Source organism: Flavimaricola marinus (assembly GCF_900184895.1).
GTDB classification, from domain to species: Bacteria; Pseudomonadota; Alphaproteobacteria; order Rhodobacterales; family Rhodobacteraceae; genus Flavimaricola; species Flavimaricola marinus.
The window spans coordinates 191,073-212,242 of sequence record NZ_FXZK01000001.1; the positions used below are offsets into that span (position 1 = coordinate 191,073).

A 21,170-nucleotide genomic window follows, 5' to 3' on the forward strand; every position below is an offset into this window, starting at 1 on the left:
CGCAGATGTTGCGCGGTATGACTGCAACCGGGCACGGTCCGTTAACCATTATTTGTCAGGCTATCTTCAGACTTCCTCGACAGAAGGGCCGCAGAAGGATGGGGCGCTCAACCAAACGGGCGATGGACAAGGCGGTTTCAAGATCATGACACGCAACGCGTCGGGCCGGGCATACCGGAGCCGCGCCAACCAATGGTGATGACGATGAATAGAAAGCTTCTTTGCCTGACCGCCGCTCTCTTTGTCGGCGCTGCACTGGCCAGCCCCTCAATAGCCCAATCCCGAAACTGCGCGGCGCATGACGACGTGGTCCAAAGACTGGCGGCCGGATATGGCGAATCCCGGCAATCAATCGCACTTGGCGCCAATAATACCGTGGTCGAAGTCTTTGCCTCGGAAGAATCCGGGACGTGGACCATCACCGTGACCACGCCGGGCGGCCCGACCTGCCTCGTCGCCGCTGGGCAAGCCTATCAATCGGTCAACGAACCGCTTCCAAGCTCGGATTCCGGTGCATAGTCCGTCAGTTACGGTCATTGCACCATCAATGACCGGCCCGCGGCGGCCCCACGTGAACGGAGGTCGCCGCCATTGATTTGATCCATCTTGGAGGGATGCTGCGTCGCGGCAGGCTTGCACGACGCGGCAACTGGCGATAGGCACAACGGCGATCCCAACCAAGACAGGACCCATGTATCATGGCCAGACCCAAGATCGCCCTCATCGGCGCCGGACAGATCGGTGGCACGCTCGCTCACCTGGCAGCCATTAAGGAACTCGGCGACGTCATCCTTTTCGACATTTCCGAAGGTATCCCGCAGGGCAAGGCCCTCGACCTTGCTGAGTCCGGACCCGCCGAGGGCTTTGACGCCGTCATGAAAGGCACCAATGACTACGCCGATATCGCTGGCGCGGACGTGTGCATCGTGACCGCCGGTGTGCCGCGCAAGCCGGGCATGAGCCGCGACGACCTCTTGGGCATCAACCTCAAGGTCATGAAATCCGTCGGCGAAGGCATCGCAGCCCATGCGCCGAATGCGTTCGTCATCTGCATCACCAACCCTCTCGATGCTATGGTCTGGGCCCTTCGCGAATTCTCCGGCCTGCCGCACAATATGGTCTGCGGAATGGCTGGCGTGCTCGATTCGGCTCGTTTCCGTCACTTCCTGAGCGTTGAATTCAACGTATCGATGCGCGACGTCACGGCCTTCGTGCTCGGCGGACACGGCGATACGATGGTGCCGCTCACCCGTTACTCGACTGTCGGAGGGATCCCCCTGCCCGATCTGGTCGACATGGGCTGGACAACTCAAGACAAGCTGGACGCGATCGTTCAGCGCACCCGGGATGGCGGCGCAGAGATCGTCGGCCTGCTGAAGACCGGTTCGGCCTTCTACGCCCCTGCCACCTCAGCAATCGAGATGGCGGAAGCTTTCCTCAAGGATCAGAAGCGTCTTCTGCCTTGCGCGGCGCATGTCGAAGGAAGCTACGGTCTCAACGGATTCTACGTTGGCGTGCCGACGATCATCGGCGCCGGCGGTGTCGAGCGTGTGGTCGAGATCAAGATGGACAAGTCCGAGCAGGCGATGTTCGACAAGTCGGTCGATGCGGTCAAAGGCCTTGTCGAGGCCTGCAAGGGTATCGATAGCTCGCTGTCCTGATCGGACCTCGTACAAAGACGGCAAAACGGCGGGCAATGGCCCGCCGTTTCGCTTTTCGAGATAGCGTCGGCTCTCAGGCGCTCTTGCGGCGACGACGCAACGTCGCCAGCGCACCGCCCAACAGCAGGATCGACGCCGGGAGTGGCACCGCCGCGACGACCGTCGCGGCCTGAACGTAGAACTGGTGCGCGTCGGAGCCACCATATGCAAATGTGAACTCGGTCACTCCGGCAAAGCTTTCGGCGGCGAGTTCATCGAAGGTATATTCCGTCAACGCGGCTCCGTTCACTCCGAACAGCAGTGTGAGGGAATCCGAGGCAAGCGGGACGTGACCATCGTCGCGGAAGACCAGATCCGATAGATCGTAAGAGCCATCCAGCGTGAGCGTGACGGTTTCGCCTGCGGTGATGTTGTCGTCCGAACTCGGCGCACATTCGTTATCGTTGACGGCGGCTGTCGCGGTCCAGTTCGAACAGACACCCAAACCGGCATCGCCGCTGTCAAGATAGGCCGCGGCTTCTCCACTTGTGCCAGTTGCCTCGAACGTGACGGTCACGCCGTCCATCACCAGTGAATCGCCATTTGCGATTCCGGTTTCTGCACCGTTGGCCGTCGTCATGAAATCCAGCGTTGCCGCTCCCGCCGAAGTGGCGAAGAACATGGCGGCAATGCCGGCTGCGATCGTAAATGGTTTCATAGTACGTACTCCAGCAAACATCGACTATGACCCGGACCGACCCTTCCCCCAGCTATTCTGCGCTCCACTGCAATATGTGCGTCGCAAGATCTAGGTGACCTTTGTCCGCGGTCGTTTCGTTAACGTTTAATTAATGACACAGTTTTGCCCAAAACTTGGCGCTTTTTTGGGCGCTCAAAGCTAAGCCACTGGAATCGCTGACATCAACCGTTTCCGATTCGTGACCAATCGCATCTTTTGGTATCGATTGTTTCAATCACCGCATTGCCGCAACCGAATCGGGACTGGTTTTCTCCGAAGAATGGCCGCTCACGAAGCTAAACCTTGTACGCCAATTCTGACGTCAGATCTGGAAACCGCTGCTTGAGCCAGGAGTCGAATGCAGCTTCGCTCCAATCCAAATCCCGGGCGGGATAGGCGGCAGCCGCGGCCCTCCAGGGCTCGATCGGCATCGCAGTCAGCAGACCGAGGGCGACCATGCGTTCCGCCAGTGCGTCAGGCAACATGCGTAATTAACCATGCAAGGTGGTCAGCGTCTCAACGTCGCCCGAACACTGCCGGATCGCTTCGATCTGGGCAAACCGTCGCTCGTTAAGGCGGGTCTTCAGAACCGCTTCACTATGGGCATCCCGCACTTTGCGCAGCAGCTTCACCTTCCAGTGCAATGGTGTCAGACCGTCGAAATAAACCAGACGGGTGCTTGTGCTTTCCCAGCTCTTCACCTTTTGCTCGTGATCGGCCCAGCCATCGCTGCCCCGATGTTTCGTTGCATGGATGCCCAGATAGAGATGGTGCCACGTTCGGGCAAAGGGTTTTCCGTTTGGATAGCCCAGGAGGCCTTGGTTCAGATACTTGAACGACGCGCCAAAAACGTCAGGCAGCCCGCCCGTCGCCCGCCGCACGGGATGCCGCTCGGCGCCTGCAAAAATCGATGGGCGGTCTTGGCCCGCCAACCAAACCCGCTCTGAATTCTGGATCGTCAATGAGACGACACTGTCCGGTAGGGCAGCAAGCTCCGCCTCCAATGCGTCGGAGAGATGCAGAAATTCATCGCCGTCGCAGTGTAGTAGCCAGTCCACTCGAGCCTGATCATAGGCATCCATCGCATTGAACAACTGACGGCGCACGTGGACCTGCGGGTATTCGCCCTTCGCCGACCAGTAGGCTGCATCGGTCCGTGTCAGGATGACCGCGCTGTCTTGCGCAAACAACGCCTCGACGTCCGGTGCATCGCGGTCGAGGTAAAGGTATATCTGCGCGGCTCCCAGAGCCCTATGATGCGCGACGAATGCCGCCAGCAGAGGCAAAGGCTCATCAACGGTAGCAACGATGCCCCAACTAGATTTCAGCACCATCGACCCAGTCTCCACCACAACAATTGCAGCCTAATCCCCGACCGATTCTGGCACAAGATGGTCGCAGACGTCGCTTTTGTGATCACACCCAAAATCGCTGTGATCACAAATGTCGCTTTTTTCGGGTTTGGGTATTTTATTCCTAAAAAGGTAAGACATAAGCCCGTAAGGTACAGAAAATTCCAAGCCGAACGGGACCGATCCATGAATATCCACGAATATCAGGCCAAAGCACTCTTGCGGTCCTACGGGGCTCCGGTCAGCGACGGCCGCGCTGTTCTCAAGGCCGAAGACGCGAAAACCGCCGCCGGCCAGATGGACGGGCCACTCTGGGTGGTCAAGGCACAAATCCACGCCGGCGGCCGCGGCAAGGGCCACTTCAAAGAGGCCGATGCGGGCGACAAAGGCGGCGTGCGCCTGACCAAATCGGTCGAAGAGGCCGCTCAGGAAGCCAAGAAAATGCTCGGCCGCACGCTCGTGACCAAGCAGACCGGCCCGGCGGGCAAGCAGGTCAATCGCATCTATATCGAAGATGGCTCCGGCATCGAGACGGAAATGTACCTGGCGATCCTTGTGGACCGTCAAACCAGCCGGATCTCGTTCGTCGCCTCGACCGAAGGCGGCATGGATATCGAAGAAGTCGCCGAAAAGACGCCCGACCTGATCCACACGTTCGATGTCGATCCTGCCACCGGCTACCAGCCCTTCCATGGCCGCGGTATCGCCTTTGCGCTTGGCCTCAAGGGGCCACAGGTCAAACAATGCGTCGCACTCATGGGAACGCTCTACAAGCTCTTCACCGACAAGGATATGGAGATGCTGGAGATCAATCCGCTCATCGTGACCGATGCGGGTGATTTGAAATGCCTCGACGCCAAGATGGGTTTTGACGGCAATGCGATCTATCGGCACGCCGATATCGCCAGCTTGCGCGACGAAACCGAAGAAGATCCGAAAGAACTCGCCGCTTCGAAGTATGACCTGAACTATATCGCCCTCGATGGCGAAATCGGCTGCATGGTCAACGGCGCGGGCCTTGCAATGGCGACGATGGATATCATCAAGCTCTACGGCGCGGAGCCGGCCAACTTCCTCGATGTTGGTGGCGGCGCGACCAAGGAGAAAGTCACCGAAGCATTCAAGATCATCACCTCGGATCCGCAAGTAAAAGGCATCTTGGTTAACATCTTCGGCGGTATCATGCGCTGCGACGTGATCGCCGAAGGCGTCATCGCCGCGGTCAAGGAGGTCGGCTTGAAGGTTCCGCTTGTTGTCCGCCTAGAAGGCACCAACGTCGAGAAAGGCAAGGAAATTATCCGCAACTCCGGCCTCGACGTGATCGCTGCCGACGACCTTAAGGACGGGGCTGAAAAGATCGTCAAGGCCGTCAAAGGCTGATCGGACGACGGGACAATCTGGAACATCATGTTTAACCAACTTCGCAATATGACAGCAAATATTCACCCGGCTTTCACGCCGGTCGCTGTTCTGTGTGAGCGGGATTTCGATCCCGCCCATGCAACGCGGAACAAGGGATATTCGCATGACACTCCGATTGATCAAACCCGTCGCAACTCTGGCTGCCGTCACGCTGATCGCGGCATGCAGTTCCGGCAGCACCGTCACCTACCAAGCCGCCTCCAACGGCTGTTCGGGCCTTTCGTCGGGCTATGTGAACAGCGTGGAAGGGCTGCCTATGCGCTGCGGCCCACAGGAACAAAGCCCGTGGGAGCGCCCGCTCTAGGCCCTTCCACCAACGCCGCGGGGCTCGAACTCTCGGGCCACGCCCGGCAATCTGAGGAAGTGAAAATGACCTACCTGAACATTGGTAAGGGCGCGGTTTTGGCCGCGTCCCTTTTTGGTTTGTCCGCATGCGTCAGCTATTCGACCGATACGATGGGCAATGACTCGCTGATCGGAGACGACTTTGTCGGCGCGTCCGGCTGCTCCAATCTTTCGGCCGTCGGCAACATCGTAAACCAGACCAACCGCGACGATGTCCGTTGCGGTCCGCAATCCGTGTCGCCGATCCTCTGATCTGGCACCCTCCACCGCCCGCTAGATCGGGCAGAACTCCAAGACCCGCCCCCTTCGGAGCGGGAAAGCAAAGCCACTCCTCGGGGGTTGGCGTCTCACACTGACAGGAGCCTTCGATGGCCATTCTTATCGACGAAAACACCAAGGTCATCTGCCAGGGTTTCACTGGCAGCCAAGGGACGTTCCACTCGGAGCAGGCCATCGCCTACGGGACCAAGATGGTCGGCGGTGTCACGCCGGGCAAGGGAGGCTCGGTTCACCTCGATTTGCCGGTGTTCAACACTGTTGCAGAGGCCGTGCATACGACCGGGGCCAATGCCTCGGTGATCTATGTTCCGCCACCCTTCGCGGCAGATTCGATCCTCGAGGCGATCGATGCGGAGATCGAGCTTGTCGTCTGCATCACCGAAGGTATCCCCGTGCTCGACATGATGCGCGTCAAACGCGCTCTCGAAGGCACCAAGACCCGCCTTATCGGTCCCAACTGCCCTGGTGTCATCACCCCGGACGCGTGCAAGATCGGGATCATGCCCGGCCATATTCACAAGCGCGGGAGCGTGGGTGTCGTGTCCCGTTCGGGCACACTAACCTATGAAGCCGTGAAACAGACCTCTGACAGCGGCCTCGGCCAGTCCACCGCAGTGGGCATCGGCGGTGACCCCATCAAGGGCACCGAGCATATCGACGTGCTTGAAATGTTCCTCGCTGACCCGGAAACGCAATCGATCATCATGATCGGCGAAATCGGCGGGCAGGCCGAGGAAGATGCCGCGCAATTCCTCGCTGATGAAAAGAAAGCCGGTCGGTGGAAGCCGACGGCGGGCTTCATCGCCGGTCGCACGGCTCCTCCCGGCCGCCGCATGGGGCACGCAGGCGCGATCGTCGCCGGCGGAAAAGGTGACGCAGAAAGCAAGATCGAAGCGATGAAATCCGCTGGTATCGTCGTGGCCGACAGCCCAGCAACCTTGGGTGAAGCCGTGCTCAAGGCAATCGGATAATTGGATGGGCGGGTATGCCCGCCCATCTGCTCGGACATTCGGGAAAGAAGACAGGACAGATCATCATGAGAAGGCTCCCCATGTCAGGGCAGAGGCCAGATCGCGCGGTGCACTCCGAACATCGCTCGCTCATGGAGCATCGCGTCTTCGTCGGGTGCAAAGCCGGCCCCAAGGCCGGCCAGATGTCTCAAATCGCTCGGTCCGACCCGGATGCTCCTCGCTTCTCCCTCACCTCGAATTGGCGTGATGCCGTCCCGCTAGTTCGCTCTTTCGATCCCTGCGCCCACCGTCTCGACCCCACCCCAAACGAGGTCCCCACATGACCGAACAGTCATCCAACGACGTCTTCCACGCCTCCTCTTTCCTGCAGGGGCACAACGCCGATTACATTGAACAACTCTATGCGCGGTACGAGAACAACCCCGGCGCCGTGGACGAAAGCTGGCGCACCTTCTTTGCTTCGCTGGGTGATGCGAATGGCGATGCCGGCGCCGAAGCCGCCGGCCCGTCTTGGGGGCGCGCGGACTGGCCGCCGATGCCATCGGATGAGCTGACGGCAGCCCTCGACGGGCAATGGCCGGTCGAAGCGAAAGCCGCCGGGGACAAAATCGCGGCGAAGGCGGCCGAGAAGGGTGTCAGCCTCAATGAGGCGCAGGTCCGTGCCGCGGTGCTGGACAGTCTTCGTGCATTGATGATCATTCGGGCCTACCGGATCCGGGGCCATCTCGTCGCCGATCTCGATCCCCTCGGGATGCGCGACAACGAGCTTCATCCTGAGCTCGACCCTGAGTCTTACGGGTTCTCCAAATCCGACATGGATCGTCCGATCTTCATCGACAACGTGCTCGGCCTCGAAGTCGCGACGATGAATGAGATCATCGCGCTGGTCAAACGCACTTATTGCGGCACGTTCGCGCTGCAATACATGCACATCTCCAACCCTGAGGAAGCCGGCTGGCTCAAAGAGCGGATCGAAGGCTTCGGCAAGGAAATCAGCTTTACCCAAAACGGCCGCAAGGCGATCCTGAACAAGCTCGTCGAGGCAGAGGGCTTCGAGAAATTCCTGCATGTCAAATACATGGGCACGAAGCGGTTCGGCCTCGACGGCGGCGAAAGCCTGATCCCTGCGATGGAGCAGATCATCAAGCGGGGCGGTGCGCTCGGTGTCGAGGATATCGTCATCGGGATGCCGCACCGTGGGCGCCTGTCGGTTTTGGCCAACGTCATGGCCAAGCCATACCGGGCGATTTTCAATGAGTTTCAGGGCGGCAGCTTCAAGCCGGAGGACGTCGACGGCTCCGGCGATGTGAAATACCATCTCGGCGCGTCTTCCGACCGGACATTCGACGACAACACCGTGCATTTGTCCCTGACCGCAAACCCGAGCCACTTGGAAGCGGTCAATCCGGTCGTACTGGGCAAGGTGCGTGCAAAGCAATTCCAGAAGGGCGACAAGGACCGCACGAAAGTCATGGCGATCCTGCTCCACGGCGACGCGGCCTTTGCGGGACAGGGCGTTGTGGCGGAATGCTTCGGACTGTCCGGGCTGACCGGGCACAAGACCGGCGGCACGATCCACATCGTCGTGAACAACCAGATCGGCTTCACGACGGCGCCGAGCTTTTCGCGCAGCAGCCCTTATCCGACCGACATTGCTTTGATGGTCGAAGCACCGATCTTCCACGTCAACGGCGACGACCCCGAAGCGGTCGTGCACGCCGCCAAAGTGGCGACGGAGTTCCGTCAGAAGTTCCACAAGGACGTCGTTATCGACATCTTCTGCTACCGCCGCTTCGGTCACAACGAGGGGGATGAACCGATGTTCACGAACCCCGCGATGTACAAGAAGATCAAGAAGCAGAAGACAACGCTGACCCTCTACACGGACCGCCTGGTTCGCGATGGTCTCATCCCCGAGGGTGAGATCGAAGACATGAAGGCCAGCTTCCAGTCGCACCTCAACGAAGAGTTCGAGGCAGGCAAGAATTACAAACCGAACAAGGCCGACTGGCTTGATGGCCGGTGGAGCCATCTCGACCGTCTCGAACGCGGCAAATATCAGCGCGGCAAGACCGCGATCAAACCCGAAACACTCAAGGAAGTCGGCGCTGCGCTGACCAAAGTGCCGGATGGGTTTGCAGTTCACAAGACCGTGGGCCGGCTCCTCGAAGCAAAGGGCCAGATGTTCGAGACCGGCATCGGTTTTGATTGGGCGACAGCAGAAGCACTGGCCTTTGGCTCACTGACGACCGAGGGTTATCCGGTTCGGCTTTCCGGGCAGGACAGCACGCGGGGCACATTCAGCCAACGGCACTCCGCATTCATCAACCAAGACACCGAAGAGCGCTACTACCCGCTCAACAACATCCGTGAGGGTCAAGCGCATTACGAGGTCATCGACTCGATGCTCTCGGAATATGCGGTGCTTGGCTTCGAATACGGCTATTCGTTGGCCGAACCGAATGCGCTCGTGCTTTGGGAGGCGCAGTTTGGCGATTTCGCCAACGGTGCGCAGATCATGTTCGACCAATTCATCTCCTCGGGTGAAAGCAAGTGGCTGCGGATGTCCGGCCTCGTTTGCCTCCTGCCACATGGCTATGAAGGCCAGGGTCCGGAACACTCCTCGGCTCGTCTGGAACGTTTCCTGACCATGTGCGGTGGGGACAACTGGATCGTTGCCAATTGTTCGACCCCGGCAAACTATTTCCACATCCTGCGCCGGCAGGTTCATCGGACATTCCGCAAGCCTTTGATCCTGATGACACCGAAATCGCTCTTGCGGCACAAGATGGCCGTCTCGGATGTCGCGGATTTCACGACCGGATCCAGTTTCCATCGCGTCCTGTGGGACGACGCACAGAAGGGCCACTCCGATCTGACCCTGCAAGCCGACGACAAGATCCGCCGGGTCGTCATGTGTTCCGGCAAGGTCTACTACGACTTGCTCGAAGCGCGCGATGAGGCCGGACTGGACGACGTCTACCTGATGCGGATCGAGCAATTCTATCCGTTCCCCGCCCTGAGCCTCGTCAAGGAACTGGAGCGCTTCAAGGGAGCCGAAATGGTCTGGTGTCAGGAAGAACCCAAGAACCAAGGCGCTTGGTCCTTCATTGAACCCAATATCGAGTGGGTCTTGTCTCGCATCAAAGCCAAACATCAGCGGCCCGTCTATGTTGGCCGCGCCGCCGCCGCCTCGCCTGCCACGGGTCTTGCCTCGCAGCACAAGGCTCAACAAACAGCGCTGATCAACGACGCGCTCGCCCTCGAAGGAAACTAAGATGACAACCGAAGTCCGCGTGCCCACCCTGGGCGAAAGCGTCACCGAAGCCACTGTTGCCACATGGTTCAAGAAACCGGGCGAAGCGGTCGCGATGGACGAGATGCTGTGTGAATTGGAAACCGACAAGGTCACGGTCGAAGTCCCCTCTCCGGTGGCCGGTACTCTCTCCGAGATCGTAGCCGCCGAAGGCGACACCGTCGGCGTCAACGCACTACTGGCCCAGATCGCCGAGGGCGACAGCGCCGCTGCGGCCCCCGCCAAGTCCGAAGCGCCGGCCAAAGCCGAAACCAAGGAAGACGCCGCGCCCGCCCCTGCTGCCAAGGGCGACAAGGACGTCGAAGATGCTCCTTCGGCGAAAAAGCTGATGGCCGAAAAGGGACTGTCGTCCGATGATGTCTCCGGCACCGGTAAAGACGGTCGGGTAATGAAAGAGGACGTGCTGAACGCCCTCTCCGCGCCCAAAGCCGCCGCCGCCCCGGCCGCCGCGCCGCGGGCTCCGGTCACGGCAGACGATGCCGACCGCGAAGAGCGGGTCAAGATGACCCGCCTGCGCCAGACCATCGCCCGCCGCTTGAAGGAAGCTCAGAACACCGCCGCGATGCTGACCACCTACAACGAGGTGGACATGACGGCGGTCATGGACCTGCGGAACGAATACAAGACCCTGTTCGAGAAGAAGCACGGCGTGAAACTGGGTTTCATGTCGTTCTTCACCAAGGCCTGCGTCCACGCTCTCAAGGAAGTCCCGGACGTGAATGCCGAGATCGATGGGGATCACGTGGTCTACAAGAACTACGTTCATATGGGCGTCGCTGTCGGCACTCCGACCGGCCTCGTTGTGCCGGTGCTGCGCAACGCCGATCAGATGAGCTTTGCCGATATCGAGAAAGGCATCAGCGAACTCGGTCTCAAGGCGCGGGATGGCAAGCTGTCGATGGCAGACATGCAGGGCGGCAGCTTCACGATCTCCAATGGCGGCGTCTACGGCTCGCTGATGTCCTCGCCGATCCTCAACCCGCCACAGTCCGGCATCCTAGGCATGCACAAGATCCAAGAGCGCCCCATGGCGATCAACGGGCAGGTTGTGATCCGGCCGATGATGTATCTGGCGCTCAGCTACGACCACAGGATCGTCGACGGCAAAGGCGCCGTCACCTTCCTCGTCCGGGTCAAGGAAGCACTCGAAGACCCGCGTCGGTTGTTGATGGATTTGTGAAGCTGACGGTCAACCCCGAAATATGCCGCCCAGAAGTCGAACGGACTGACAATGGCCTATCTTGACCCCACGACGCTCACGTGTCCCTCCTGCGGATTGTCCGGTGAGGTCGTGATCGTTGTGGGCGTCGGTCCGGGAAGCCGAAAGGGTGACATACCCTACAAAAAGGCCCAGAAAGCCGGCCCTTTCGATAAATCCGCGGACGGAACACTGGGGTGCCCTACCGATGGGACAGAGGTTTGGCGAAACAGGCCTGCGCAGAAAGCGGAGCAGACTACGTGAGTCCAGAACTTACCATATTGGGCTACGCCGCATTGCTGCAGTGCCTGCAATTCATCCTCTACTCAGTCGCGGCTAATCTTCAGGTCGGTACTCGGACAGCGCTTGGGCCGAGAGATCAGCCCGTCCAGTTGACCGGCAAAGCCGGACGCCTGCAAAGGGCCCTCAACAACCACTTCGAAGGGTTGATCCTGTTCAGCATCGCTGTTTTGCTCGTCTACCTCGGCGACAAGGGGTCAGGACTGACAACCAACCTGTGCTGGATCTATCTAGGGTCGCGACTGCTCTATGTCCCGGCATACTACTTTGGGCTGTCTCCATGGCGAACAATCATCTGGGCAGCAGGTTGGCTGGCGACCGTCGCGCTCTTGCTTTTAACCCTGCTCTGAGACTTCACTGGGTCAGAAATATCCTCGGGGGAAGCGCCGCAGGCGCTGGCGGCAGACAGCCCCCGCCCCCGCAACCACAAGGAACGAACCTATGGCAAGCTACGACCTCATTGTTATCGGCGCCGGTCCCGGCGGCTATGTCTGCGCAATCCGGGCCGCTCAACTCGGGCTCAAGGTTGCCTGTGTCGAGGGGCGCGATACCTTGGGCGGCACCTGCCTGAACGTCGGCTGCATCCCGTCCAAGGCTCTTCTGCACGCCAGCCACCAGCTTCACGAGGCAGAACACAACTTCGCCAAGATGGGCCTCAAAGGCAAATCGCCCAGCGTCGACTGGACACAGATGCTCGCCTACAAGGACGAGACAATCGAAGCCAACACCAAAGGCATCGAGTTCCTGTTCAAGAAAAACAAGGTCGATTGGATCAAGGGCTGGGCATCGATCCCCGCCGCCGGTCAGGTCAAGGTGGGAGACGAGGTGCACGAGGCCAAGAATATCGTTGTTGCCAGCGGATCAGAGCCCTCCAGCCTTCCCGGTGTCGAAGTCGACGAAAAGACGATCGTCAGTTCCACCGGCGCTCTTACCTTGGGCAAGATCCCCAAGAAATTGGTTGTGATCGGGGCCGGTGTCATCGGGCTCGAGCTCGGCTCGGTCTATAAACGGCTCGGGGCCGACGTCACGGTCGTTGAATTCCTCGACGTGATCACACCGGGCATGGACGGTGAGATTCAGAAATCGTTCAAGCGACTGCTCGAAAAACAGGGCCTGAAATTCATTATGGGGGCCGCCGTTCAGGGGGCCACGACCAAAGGCGGCAAGGCCACCGTTACATACAAGCTTCGCAAGGATGACAGCGAAGCCACGCTCGAGGCCGACACCGTATTGCTCGCCACCGGTCGCCGTCCCTTCACCGAGGGCCTAGGATTGGCCGATGTCGGGGTCGAGATGACCGAACGCGGGCAGATCAAGACCGATGGGCATTATGCGACGTCGACCAAGGGTATCTATGCCATTGGCGATGCGATCACAGGTCCAATGCTTGCGCACAAGGCCGAAGACGAGGGCATGGCTGTGGCTGAGATCATTGCCGGACAGGCGGGCCACGTGAACTACGGCGTCATTCCCGGCGTGATCTATACGCACCCGGAGGTCGCCAATGTCGGTCAGACCGAAGAGGAGCTGAAAGAAGAAGGTCGTGCCTACAAGGTTGGCAAGTTCAGCTTCATGGGCAACGGTCGGGCAAAGGCGAATTTTGCCGCCGACGGGTTCGTCAAGATCCTCGCCGACAAGACGACGGACCGGATTCTCGGAGCGCATATCATCGGTCCTATGGCTGGTGATCTGATCCATGAGATCTGCGTCGCTATGGAATTCGGCGCCGCCGCCGAGGATCTTGCACGGACCTGCCACGCGCACCCGACCTATTCGGAAGCCGTAAGAGAAGCCGCACTGGCATGCGGCGATGGCGCCATTCACGCCTGAGGTATCGAATTGACAGGGCGGATCACGATCCGCCCTATCCTCCGCCCGGACTAGCCCAATCGCTTGGTCAACAGCCGGACGAATGGCAGCGTCTGCTCAAAGGATTGGCGAACCGCATTGATCAGCCCGCCCTCCTGTCCGTGCCAGTCCTGCCCCAAGGGACGCGTCAAGACCAATGTTTTGCGCTTGAGCAACTTGGCGTGTGGATGCTCTGGTTCATACGGCTTGGGAACCCGTTTCAAGACCGGCGGCCCCCAGTCGCTCAGCGTCATGCCGGTTTCGCCAATCGCATCGGTCAACGCGTCACCCCAGCGATCCACAAAGGCGCGATAGCGGTCCATCTCATCGCCCTGAAAGCCCATGATGCCCGTCCCAACATCCAGTCGTCCGGGCTCCGAACCGAAAAAGAATGCCGGTCGGAATGCACCCGCTCCTTGCGGCGTCCACAGAAGATGAAGATGGGCGTTCAGAGGTGTCTTATCCTTGGAAAATCGAACATCCCGGTAAATGCGGAACTGCTTTGGCAAATAGCTATGCCCTGCAATTCGGCCAAAGTCCTCGGCCAGGAACTGCGCGAACAGATCGGCTGGCTTCTTTATCTTGGTAGCATAGTGTTCCTTGCGCGGCGCGAACCATTCCTTGCTGTTGTTGTCGGCCAACTCGGCAAAGAACTCATCCGCCGCGTCAATCATCTGCTCGAAACCATCGGTGCTCATGCTAGGCTCCTTACCAAAGCAAGAAGCCTAGCTTCGCCGCCGTCGCTTGCCAACCGTCCGAGCTGTCCGTTGGGGCCGTGATTGTCAGGCAGGCGGTAGGAAAGCCGTAACCTCCACTTCGATCTTCACTTGGGGCCCGCCCAGCGCCGCAACAATCAGGCCGGTATGCGGCGGACGATGATCGCCAAAGAAAGCCTTGCGCGCGCTGGTGACACCTTCCCAGTTTTCACGATCGGTCATGTAGACCGTAATCTTGATCACATTTTCCGGCCCCGCCCCGGCATGGGCGAGGATCCGGCCGATGTTGCGATAGATCTGAACCGCCTGCGCACCAGCGTCGTCTCCCCCGACCCAATTGCCGTTCTCGTCGCGGGCGACCTGGCCCGCGATATGAATCATGCCGCCGGCGACCGAGGCATGGTGATACCCATCGACAGCAAAGACGCCCGGCGGAGAATAGAGTGTGATCCCATCGACGCTCATGCCACGGCTCCCAGCGATGTCGTCTTGCGATCCGTGCCACCTTTTTCCGATTTGGCGACAACGGTCACCGATGCGTCCGGGGATGTTGCCCTGACAAGCCACTCCGACTTCTTGGTGACGGGCGACCACTGTTGCCCCCAATTGGAATAGGCATATCGCCGCTCGTTGCGTCCGGCCAGATTGCCCAGATCGACCTTTCCGGGATTCATCGCGATCTCTGCCCCGTCGCAATCAATCGTCAGCAGGACAGGTTTCGCCACGCCGTTTTCGACGGCGACATCCGACAGATTGGTCGGCAGATAGCCGTGGTTGGAGACAACAGCCGTAACCTTGAAGAGATCGGCGCCCATCGGCTCGACAGTGAGTTCATCGACTGCAATCCTTGGAGCCGCAGCGGCATGCCGAAGGTTGAATTTCACGTTGTTGTGGCAGATCTCTTCGAGGAGAGCGCCAGGCGGGTTTCGATAGCTCCAGATATAGACCATCCCGCCGACTTCGACCGGGCCGAGCTGTGGGTGGTCGAACGTGGTCCAAGGTCGGAACCCATGGTCACCGACGTTTTCGACTACCCAATTGTGCACGAGTCGTTGCGTGTCCGCGTCACGTGGCCCGAGGTTGTAATAGCCCTCTTTCGGCACACCGGCGGTGCGCTCGAGGTCCCACAATTCGGTGGCGAACGAGATGATGCCCATCTCTTCATAGGTCCAGTCGGTCAGGCTGCCATGCCGGGCCTTGGATTTGTCGGGCGTGAAATCCTCATAGACCGAAATCGTTGGATATCCGGTGATCTTTTCTCCCACTTCGCCCAGCGCCTTGTAAAGCGACAGGTCGGGTGCACTCATTTCACTGTCCATTCGGAGCATCGACGGGCGCAGGATGATCCCTCCGTGGGTGTGATAGGCGCACATGCCGGTGATGTTGGGATGATCGAGGATCACGCGGGCCATCCCGGCGGCCTCCGGTTCCGACAATGGATACTCGCCCGCGCCGTATTCCTGCGGCGTCCAATTGGTGGGGAAGTTGCGGTTCATGTTGCCGTCTTGTTGCATTTCAATCGGCACGTCGACGCCGTTGTAATTCCGGATCATACCTTCGGGATACAGCCGGTAATACTCACCGCCCTCCTCGCCCGGTTCCCGCTGGACCATGATATCGGGGTTTTCGCTGTCCTTCTTCCACTCGCCTTTGCTATCGGGCACGCGCATCTGCACGATGTAGCCGTCGCCGGTGATATCTTGGGGTATCAGACCTTCGATGCGGTCCTCGCCGGGCAGGAATCGGCCGTTGCCGCACCATGGATGATAAGGCGCCGTCATTGCATATTCGGCGCCGTCCGGGTTGATACGGGGAATGATATAAAACACCTGGCCGTCGACGAGGCGCGTCACCTCTTCGTCAGAGCCGTAGTTGGTCAGCAGATACCAACAGGCGTAAAGGGCCGTCGCCGAAGTAGCATGCTCCTCTGCATGGATCTGGGCGTCGATGTAGAACCCCGGCTTTTCCAGCGCGGGGCCGGTGTCGGGGTTCGTGATCGTCATGAACCAGACATCGCGCCCACGAAACGTCTTGGCGATCGAGGTCAGGGTGCAAAGATTTGGATACGCCGCGGCAAGCGCTTGCAGATGCGCTGTCATGGCATCGTAGGTGTGGTAGGTATCGAAGGCGATATCGACTTTGGTCATGTCAGTCTCCTGTTCGGGCGTCACGAGCGGCCAAAATGTTCCATGATGGCGGCGGCGTATTTGATGCCCTTAATGTACTTATCAATGTGAATGTTCTCGTCCGGCGCGTGCAGGTTGCAGCCGGGATTGGCAAAGCCGGTGAGCACGCAGGGGATCCAAACGTGTTTCAGGATCGCCCCCTCGGCCGAGACCCCGTTGACGATCGGTGGCTCGCCATAGACCTCATGCGCGGCGGCGATGATCGACACGCTGATGTCTTCGCGGGCGCTGATCTTGTAGGGGTCTTCGGTCCGCGCCTCACCCTTCACTTCGATGTTGTCGAAGCCTTGGGCTTTCAGGTGTTCACGCAGCTTCACGATGGCCTTGGCGGGCGAAATGTTTGGGATGAGGCGGAAATCCATGCGGACTCGGGCCTCTGACGGAACGATCGTCTTGGTGCCTTTGCCGGTATAGCCACCGGTGATGCCCTGAATGTTCGCCGTCGGCTCATAGGTCCGGGCCTTCAGCGCATCGACACCGTCGCGACCGAGAGCAAACTGGTCGACACCCATCTCTTCCTTGAGCATGCCGAAATCAATGCGAGCGGCCTTGTCTGCCAGATACCCCATATCTTCGTCGTTGGGCACATAGATGCCCTCGGCCCAGTCGGGGATGAGAATGTTCTTGTTGCGATCCATGATCGTGGCAAGCGCATGCACCAGATCCCAGACCGGGTTCGGCACCAAAGGTGCGTTCAGTGAATGCACGTCAGTGCGCGGCCCGCGCGCGATGAGTTCGACAAACAGCACCGACTTCAGCCCCAGCGACACATCCGGCACCTCGACGCCGATCTCTAGGCTGCCGTCGAGGCAGTGCATCCCGTCGGCCTCCAGCATCTCGGCGTTCTTCTTGGCCCAAGGCCCAAGGTTGGGAGAACCAATCTCCTCTTCGCCCTCAATGAGCAGCTTCAGCCCCACCGGGACCTCGCCGCGCACCGCCATGAACGCCTTGGCCGCCTTGTTGAAGGCCAGAACGCCGGATTTGTTGTCGGTGGCTCCGCGTCCATACAGGACACCGTCTACAACGGCACCGGACCAGGGTCCGCCGTGGCTCCACGCTTCGATCGGTTCGGGCGGCTGCACATCGTAATGGGAATAGCACAGCAGCGTCTTGCGGGATTTCGAAGGCACCTCGCCGTAGACCACCGGTGGTCCCTCCTCCAGCTCGTGGAATTCCGCTGGCAGTCCGTCGCGATGCATCATGTCACGGATCAAGGCCGCACATTCACGCAACCCGATGTCCTGCGCGGAAACGGAAGGCTGCTGCACAAAGGCTTGCAGATCGGCGATACACTCGTCTGCATGTGCGTCGATCCAGTCATAGATTTCCTTCATGGCCTCGGATGGCGCGTGTGTCATGTGTCAGTCCCCTGATCTTGCGACAGTTCCCACGCGTTCAGGCGTTGGCCCGAGAAAGTGGCGTCGCGGGTGGTGGCGATGTGGACAAAGGCGGGCGCCAGGCGCTCGGGCTCGATCCATTCGGCCTTGAGTTCCGGCGGATAATTCCGCTCAGACATGGGCGTGTGCATGGCCCGACCCGGCGTGATCGTGCAGGACACGATGCCGTGCGCCTCCCCCTCCATCGCGAGGCACTTCGAAAACCCTTCGAGAGCATGTTTGGCCGCGCAATAGGCGGTCTCGTCGACAAATCCCTTGATGCCAGATTGCGACGAGACAAAGATCAGCGCCCCGCCACCCTTCGACTTCATCCCCGACCAGACGGCTTGAGACAGCTGGAACGCCGCCTGGATACCGACGTTCATCGTCGCGGTGAAAGTCTCGAAGCTGACAGCCTCGAGTGGCTCTGGCCGCAGGATCGCGGCGTTGTGGATCAGCGTATCGACCGGACCGGGGATGGCCGCGATGGCCGCTTCCGTAGCCTTGGCGTCCGCAAGATCAACGGTCAGGCACAGGGCGATGCCGCCGATTGCGTCGTTCACCGCCGCCATCCCTGCCGTATCCACGTCCATCAGCACGAGATCGGCGCCATGCCTCGCAAACACCCGCGCGATAGCGGCGCCCAGCCCCTGTCCCGCTCCGGTGATGATCACCCGTTGACCTGAAAGCGCCAACGTCACGATGCGCTCGCCATATCGAGGTCTTCCCATTTGCGGCTGGCGGTCGAGGCGACGACTGCGTCGAGCACCATCTGGTTGCGAAGCCCGTCCACGAATGTCGCCCCGTGGGTCAATTCGCGCTTTTCGGCGATCGCCCCCGTCAGCTCACGCAAAGCTGCAAGGACGGAGACGTTCCATATGCCCTTGTTAAGACCATCAAGCCGCGCATCCGGCACATCGACCGGCACCTCCTCAAAACTCTGCCCGGCCTTTGCAAAGAACAGTTTCTCGTCCGCATTGTTCAGCGTGATCGTGCCTTTTGATCCAAAGACCTGCGTCATGTTGCCAATATTCGCGGCGGCCACACCTGACATGAATACCTGCGCCAGCGCGCCCGACTGCATTTCCAACGTGAAGTGAGAAAGATCGTCAGAGGTCGCCGTCCACTTCTCGCCAGTGGCCTTGTCGATCCGGTCTGGCACCACGGTCAGCGCCTGTCCCACGACCGATGCAGGCTCGCCAAGCCACCAGCGCAGCATGTCCACCTGATGCGAACCGTTCGCCCCCAGACGACCACCGCCCATAGCGGCATCGGACCACCAGTCCCCTTTCGGGCGGCTCGCGGGGTCGGCCCAAGAGGCGCCGATGTTGGCAATGTTGACGTGGCGGATCTCGCCCAGATCACCATTGTGGATCATTTCCGCGATCCGCGCACGGGTCGGATTGAACCGCAACTCGTGATCGATCATGTGCAGCCGCTTCGCCGCCCGAGCGGCTTCAAGCATATCGCGGGCTTCGCCGGCGTTCATCGCCGTGGGCTTTTCGCACAGAACACTCGCCCCGCGGCCCAAGGCGGCAAGCGTCATAGGCGCATGCATGACAGTCGGCGTCGCGATACACACCAGATCGAGATCGTGGGCGGCCAGCATCGCTTCCCAGTCGTCATAGACGGCCTCGATGCCATGCGGATCGGCGGCCTTTTGGGCGCTGCTCATCCGGCCAGAGGCAAGCGCCACGACCTTGGCGCCATCGATATGGGCAAATGCGGGCAAATAGGCGTCGCGGGCAAAACTGGCCCCGATGATACCAACGTTCAACATTGTCTGATCCCTTTCAGCGGTGATTGGCGGCCCGGCGCTGATCGCGGGGCCGCCAGAGTTTGCAATTTCGCTTAGTTTGCGAGCGTCACGTCCCATAGATCGACGTGCTCGTCGCGGCGGGCGGTCCATTCGATGCGTTTGCTCACCCCGTAGAAGTCGGGCTGGTAGTACATGTGCAACCACGGGCCGTAGTCGTAGAACACCTGCAGCATCTCATCGATTACCGCGCGTTCCTCCTCGGGCGTCTCCGCGGCGGCGATATCCGCCCACCGGTCGAACCAGCGCGGATCTGACCAGTCGGTGTAGTTCGGGCCGCTTTCGACCGTGGCCATGACGGCCATGTCATACAGCACGCTCCAAAGCGCACCCCCGGAGCCGAGCAGGAACAGCGGTCCCGCGTCGTGCTCGCGAATGAGGGGCACATAGACGGAGGACCACTCGAGCAGTTCGACCTCGGTTTTCACGCCCACATCGGTCAGGAAAGCGCCCACGGCGAGCGCCACGTTGGCATCGTTCAGATAGCGACCGCGCGGAGATTGTAGCGTGATCTCAAAACGAACGCCGTCCTCTCCGCGCGGATACCCCGCCTCGTCCAGCAAGCGTTCAGCTGTTTCGGGATCGTACGGATAGGGTTCGATATTAGGGTTGCCGTTGGGTGGATTGACGAGACCCGTGGCTCGTTCGCATTCGAAATTCAGCAACTGGCTGCAAATTGCCGGCACATCGACCGCGTATTGCAGTGCCCGGCGCACATCCTCGTTGCGGACTGCCTCTCCTGCGACACCGTCGAAGATCTCGGATTGGTTGAAGCCGATATACATCCGGCGCAGGCCCTGCACGACCTGTACTTCGGCGACGCCGGAGGCATTGATCAGGTCCGACTGATCGGGCAGCACGTTGGTGATGATGTCGACATTGCCCGCCAAAAGTTCGGCGATACGCGTCGAGGCTTCGGGAATGACGCGGAACACGATGTTCTCGAAATTTCCCTCGCCCTGCCATTTCTCCAGCGTGAGGCCCGAACCGATGTTCCATTCCACCAATCGGTATTCGCCGGACGACACGGGCGCGCGCGCGATCTCGTCTAGGCTCATCGCCTCGAAGCTGTCCTTGCAGTGGATGAACACCTGAGACGAGAACCCCAGCCCCATGCCGGTATCCCGCTCGCTCAGGATCGCCACGGTCAGGTCATCGACCACTTCGGCGCCCGCAAAGGCCATCGAGGTATAAACAAATCCGGGCGTGTTGCCCGCGAAGGCATTTTCGAGATCTGCGGCACGGTTCCACGAATAGGCGACGTCTTCGGCCGTCAAAGGTTCACCGTCCTCGCAGACATATCCTTCGGGAATGGTGAACTCGATACGCGTGCCGTCGTCGCTCATCGTCCAGTCGGTGGCGAGGCGCGGCACGATGTTGCCCTCGGCGTCGATCCGCGTGAGTGCGGTATAGATCAGACGGGCGATATTGGAATTGTCCATGGAACGGATTTCGCCGGGTTCGAACGTGCTGGCATCGGCGCTCAGGCCGACGACCAGTGTATCCGGCCCCGGCTGTGCCTGCGCTGCCGCGAGTGACGGCAACCCAAAGGCAAGCGTAGTGACAAGAAGCGATGGGAGGATCTTCATGTTTTTTCCTTGCTGTTGGAGAGAGAACGAAGTCTCGGGTGGGTTCGGCCCATTGGATGGGCTCTTATTTGAATGGC

19 protein-coding genes are annotated in these 21,170 nt (G+C 60.0%); 10 read left to right on the top strand and 9 right to left on the bottom strand.

Annotation, left to right across the window (positions count from 1 at the left end; translation table 11 throughout):
• Nucleotides 1-204: 204 nt before the first annotated feature.
• Complete coding sequence (locus tag LOM8899_RS00955) at nucleotides 205-519, top strand: hypothetical protein (RefSeq protein ID WP_093991343.1); 315 nt, start codon at nucleotides 205-207, stop codon at nucleotides 517-519.
• A gap of 179 nt (nucleotides 520-698) precedes the next feature.
• Nucleotides 699-1,661 carry a malate dehydrogenase gene (mdh, locus tag LOM8899_RS00960; RefSeq protein ID WP_093990294.1) on the top strand — a complete coding sequence of 321 codons (963 nt, stop codon included), beginning with the start codon at nucleotides 699-701 and terminating at the stop codon, nucleotides 1,659-1,661.
• Nucleotides 1,662-1,734: 73 nt separating this feature from the next.
• Here mdh and LOM8899_RS00965 read toward each other — a convergent pair whose 3' ends face one another.
• Both LOM8899_RS00965 and LOM8899_RS00975 read right to left on the bottom strand, forming a co-directional pair.
• Nucleotides 1,735-2,358, bottom strand: a complete 624-nt coding sequence (locus LOM8899_RS00965; RefSeq protein ID WP_093990295.1) for a hypothetical protein — start codon at nucleotides 2,356-2,358, stop codon at nucleotides 1,735-1,737.
• A gap of 512 nt (nucleotides 2,359-2,870) precedes the next feature.
• On the bottom strand, nucleotides 2,871-3,713 hold the full coding sequence (locus tag LOM8899_RS00975) for a glycosyltransferase family 2 protein (protein ID WP_093990297.1): 843 nt from the start codon (nucleotides 3,711-3,713) through the stop codon (nucleotides 2,871-2,873).
• A gap of 57 nt (nucleotides 3,714-3,770) precedes the next feature.
• Here LOM8899_RS00975 and sucC point away from each other — a divergent pair, with 57 nt between their 5' ends.
• The 8 genes from sucC to lpdA all read left to right on the top strand — a co-directional run bounded on the left by sucC (nucleotide 3,771) and on the right by lpdA (nucleotide 13,392).
• A complete protein-coding gene (sucC, locus tag LOM8899_RS00980; protein ID WP_093990298.1) occupies nucleotides 3,771-5,111 on the top strand; it encodes an ADP-forming succinate--CoA ligase subunit beta in 1,341 nt (446 codons plus the stop codon).
• 145 nt (nucleotides 5,112-5,256) lie between these two features.
• Nucleotides 5,257-5,457 (top strand): hypothetical protein, encoded by a 201-nt coding sequence (locus LOM8899_RS00985; RefSeq protein WP_093990299.1) that lies wholly within the window; start codon nucleotides 5,257-5,259, stop codon nucleotides 5,455-5,457.
• Entirely contained in the window at nucleotides 5,439-5,750 is a 312-nt protein-coding gene (locus LOM8899_RS00990) for a hypothetical protein (RefSeq protein WP_133064955.1), read from the top strand. Before LOM8899_RS00985 ends, LOM8899_RS00990 begins: the two co-directional genes overlap by 19 nt.
• A gap of 116 nt (nucleotides 5,751-5,866) precedes the next feature.
• Complete coding sequence (sucD, locus tag LOM8899_RS00995; protein WP_093990301.1) at nucleotides 5,867-6,748, top strand: succinate--CoA ligase subunit alpha; 882 nt, start codon at nucleotides 5,867-5,869, stop codon at nucleotides 6,746-6,748.
• A gap of 319 nt (nucleotides 6,749-7,067) precedes the next feature.
• A complete protein-coding gene (locus tag LOM8899_RS01005) occupies nucleotides 7,068-10,025 on the top strand; it encodes a 2-oxoglutarate dehydrogenase E1 component (protein ID WP_093990303.1) in 2,958 nt (985 codons plus the stop codon).
• A 1-nt stretch (nucleotide 10,026) separates the two neighbouring features.
• Nucleotides 10,027-11,244, top strand: coding sequence for a 2-oxoglutarate dehydrogenase complex dihydrolipoyllysine-residue succinyltransferase (gene odhB / locus LOM8899_RS01010; protein WP_093990304.1), 1,218 nt, complete (start codon nucleotides 10,027-10,029; stop codon nucleotides 11,242-11,244).
• Nucleotides 11,245-11,522: 278 nt separating this feature from the next.
• On the top strand, nucleotides 11,523-11,912 hold the full coding sequence (locus LOM8899_RS01015) for an MAPEG family protein (RefSeq protein ID WP_093991344.1): 390 nt from the start codon (nucleotides 11,523-11,525) through the stop codon (nucleotides 11,910-11,912).
• Between the two features lie 91 nt (nucleotides 11,913-12,003).
• The gene (gene lpdA / locus LOM8899_RS01020; protein WP_093990305.1) at nucleotides 12,004-13,392 is read left to right on the top strand and encodes a dihydrolipoyl dehydrogenase; all 1,389 of its coding nucleotides are present in this window, start codon (nucleotides 12,004-12,006) and stop codon (nucleotides 13,390-13,392) included.
• A 50-nt stretch (nucleotides 13,393-13,442) separates the two neighbouring features.
• On the opposite strand, the gene LOM8899_RS01025 is transcribed toward lpdA, so the two are convergent.
• The 7 genes from LOM8899_RS01025 to LOM8899_RS01055 all read right to left on the bottom strand — a co-directional run bounded on the left by LOM8899_RS01025 (nucleotide 13,443) and on the right by LOM8899_RS01055 (nucleotide 21,093).
• Complete coding sequence (locus LOM8899_RS01025; RefSeq protein WP_093990306.1) at nucleotides 13,443-14,108, bottom strand: DUF2461 domain-containing protein; 666 nt, start codon at nucleotides 14,106-14,108, stop codon at nucleotides 13,443-13,445.
• An 84-nt stretch (nucleotides 14,109-14,192) separates the two neighbouring features.
• Nucleotides 14,193-14,591 carry a RidA family protein gene (locus LOM8899_RS01030; protein WP_093990307.1) on the bottom strand — a complete coding sequence of 133 codons (399 nt, stop codon included), beginning with the start codon at nucleotides 14,589-14,591 and terminating at the stop codon, nucleotides 14,193-14,195.
• Nucleotides 14,588-16,273, bottom strand: a complete 1,686-nt coding sequence (locus tag LOM8899_RS01035) for a M14 family metallopeptidase (protein WP_093990308.1) — start codon at nucleotides 16,271-16,273, stop codon at nucleotides 14,588-14,590. Before LOM8899_RS01035 ends, LOM8899_RS01030 begins: the two co-directional genes overlap by 4 nt.
• A 20-nt stretch (nucleotides 16,274-16,293) precedes the next feature.
• Nucleotides 16,294-17,670: a M20/M25/M40 family metallo-hydrolase gene (locus LOM8899_RS01040; RefSeq protein ID WP_093990309.1), complete on the bottom strand. Its 1,377-nt coding sequence runs from the start codon at nucleotides 17,668-17,670 to the stop codon at nucleotides 16,294-16,296.
• Entirely contained in the window at nucleotides 17,667-18,389 is a 723-nt protein-coding gene (locus LOM8899_RS01045; RefSeq protein WP_245820398.1) for an SDR family NAD(P)-dependent oxidoreductase, read from the bottom strand. The genes LOM8899_RS01040 and LOM8899_RS01045 overlap by 4 nt, the downstream gene beginning before the upstream one ends.
• The gene (locus LOM8899_RS01050) at nucleotides 18,386-19,468 is read right to left on the bottom strand and encodes a Gfo/Idh/MocA family protein (protein WP_093990311.1); all 1,083 of its coding nucleotides are present in this window, start codon (nucleotides 19,466-19,468) and stop codon (nucleotides 18,386-18,388) included. Before LOM8899_RS01050 ends, LOM8899_RS01045 begins: the two co-directional genes overlap by 4 nt.
• A 71-nt stretch (nucleotides 19,469-19,539) precedes the next feature.
• On the bottom strand, nucleotides 19,540-21,093 hold the full coding sequence (locus LOM8899_RS01055; protein ID WP_093990312.1) for an ABC transporter substrate-binding protein: 1,554 nt from the start codon (nucleotides 21,091-21,093) through the stop codon (nucleotides 19,540-19,542).
• Nucleotides 21,094-21,170 lie beyond the last annotated feature (77 nt).

Bases quoted from the DNA above. Each gene is read 5' to 3' on its own strand.
- mdh (WP_093990294.1), top strand. From the start codon at position 699: ATGGCCAGACCCAAGATCGCCCTCATCGGCGCCGGACAGATCGGTGGC.
- LOM8899_RS00985 (WP_093990299.1), top strand. From the start codon at position 5,257: ATGACACTCCGATTGATCAAACCCGTCGCAACTCTGGCTGCCGTCACG.
- sucD (WP_093990301.1), top strand. From the start codon at position 5,867: ATGGCCATTCTTATCGACGAAAACACCAAGGTCATCTGCCAGGGTTTC.
- LOM8899_RS01050 (WP_093990311.1), bottom strand. From the start codon at position 19,468: ATGTTGAACGTTGGTATCATCGGGGCCAGTTTTGCCCGCGACGCCTAT.
- LOM8899_RS01030 (WP_093990307.1), bottom strand. From the start codon at position 14,591: ATGAGCGTCGATGGGATCACACTCTATTCTCCGCCGGGCGTCTTTGCT.
- LOM8899_RS00955 (WP_093991343.1), top strand. From the start codon at position 205: ATGAATAGAAAGCTTCTTTGCCTGACCGCCGCTCTCTTTGTCGGCGCT.
- LOM8899_RS01040 (WP_093990309.1), bottom strand. From the start codon at position 17,670: ATGACACACGCGCCATCCGAGGCCATGAAGGAAATCTATGACTGGATC.
- LOM8899_RS01025 (WP_093990306.1), bottom strand. From the start codon at position 14,108: ATGAGCACCGATGGTTTCGAGCAGATGATTGACGCGGCGGATGAGTTC.
- LOM8899_RS00965 (WP_093990295.1), bottom strand. From the start codon at position 2,358: ATGAAACCATTTACGATCGCAGCCGGCATTGCCGCCATGTTCTTCGCC.
- odhB (WP_093990304.1), top strand. From the start codon at position 10,027: ATGACAACCGAAGTCCGCGTGCCCACCCTGGGCGAAAGCGTCACCGAA.
- sucC (WP_093990298.1), top strand. From the start codon at position 3,771: ATGGTCGCAGACGTCGCTTTTGTGATCACACCCAAAATCGCTGTGATC.
- LOM8899_RS00975 (WP_093990297.1), bottom strand. From the start codon at position 3,713: ATGGTGCTGAAATCTAGTTGGGGCATCGTTGCTACCGTTGATGAGCCT.
- LOM8899_RS01055 (WP_093990312.1), bottom strand. From the start codon at position 21,093: ATGAAGATCCTCCCATCGCTTCTTGTCACTACGCTTGCCTTTGGGTTG.
- lpdA (WP_093990305.1), top strand. From the start codon at position 12,004: ATGGCAAGCTACGACCTCATTGTTATCGGCGCCGGTCCCGGCGGCTAT.
- LOM8899_RS01035 (WP_093990308.1), bottom strand. From the start codon at position 16,273: ATGACCAAAGTCGATATCGCCTTCGATACCTACCACACCTACGATGCC.
- LOM8899_RS01005 (WP_093990303.1), top strand. From the start codon at position 7,068: ATGACCGAACAGTCATCCAACGACGTCTTCCACGCCTCCTCTTTCCTG.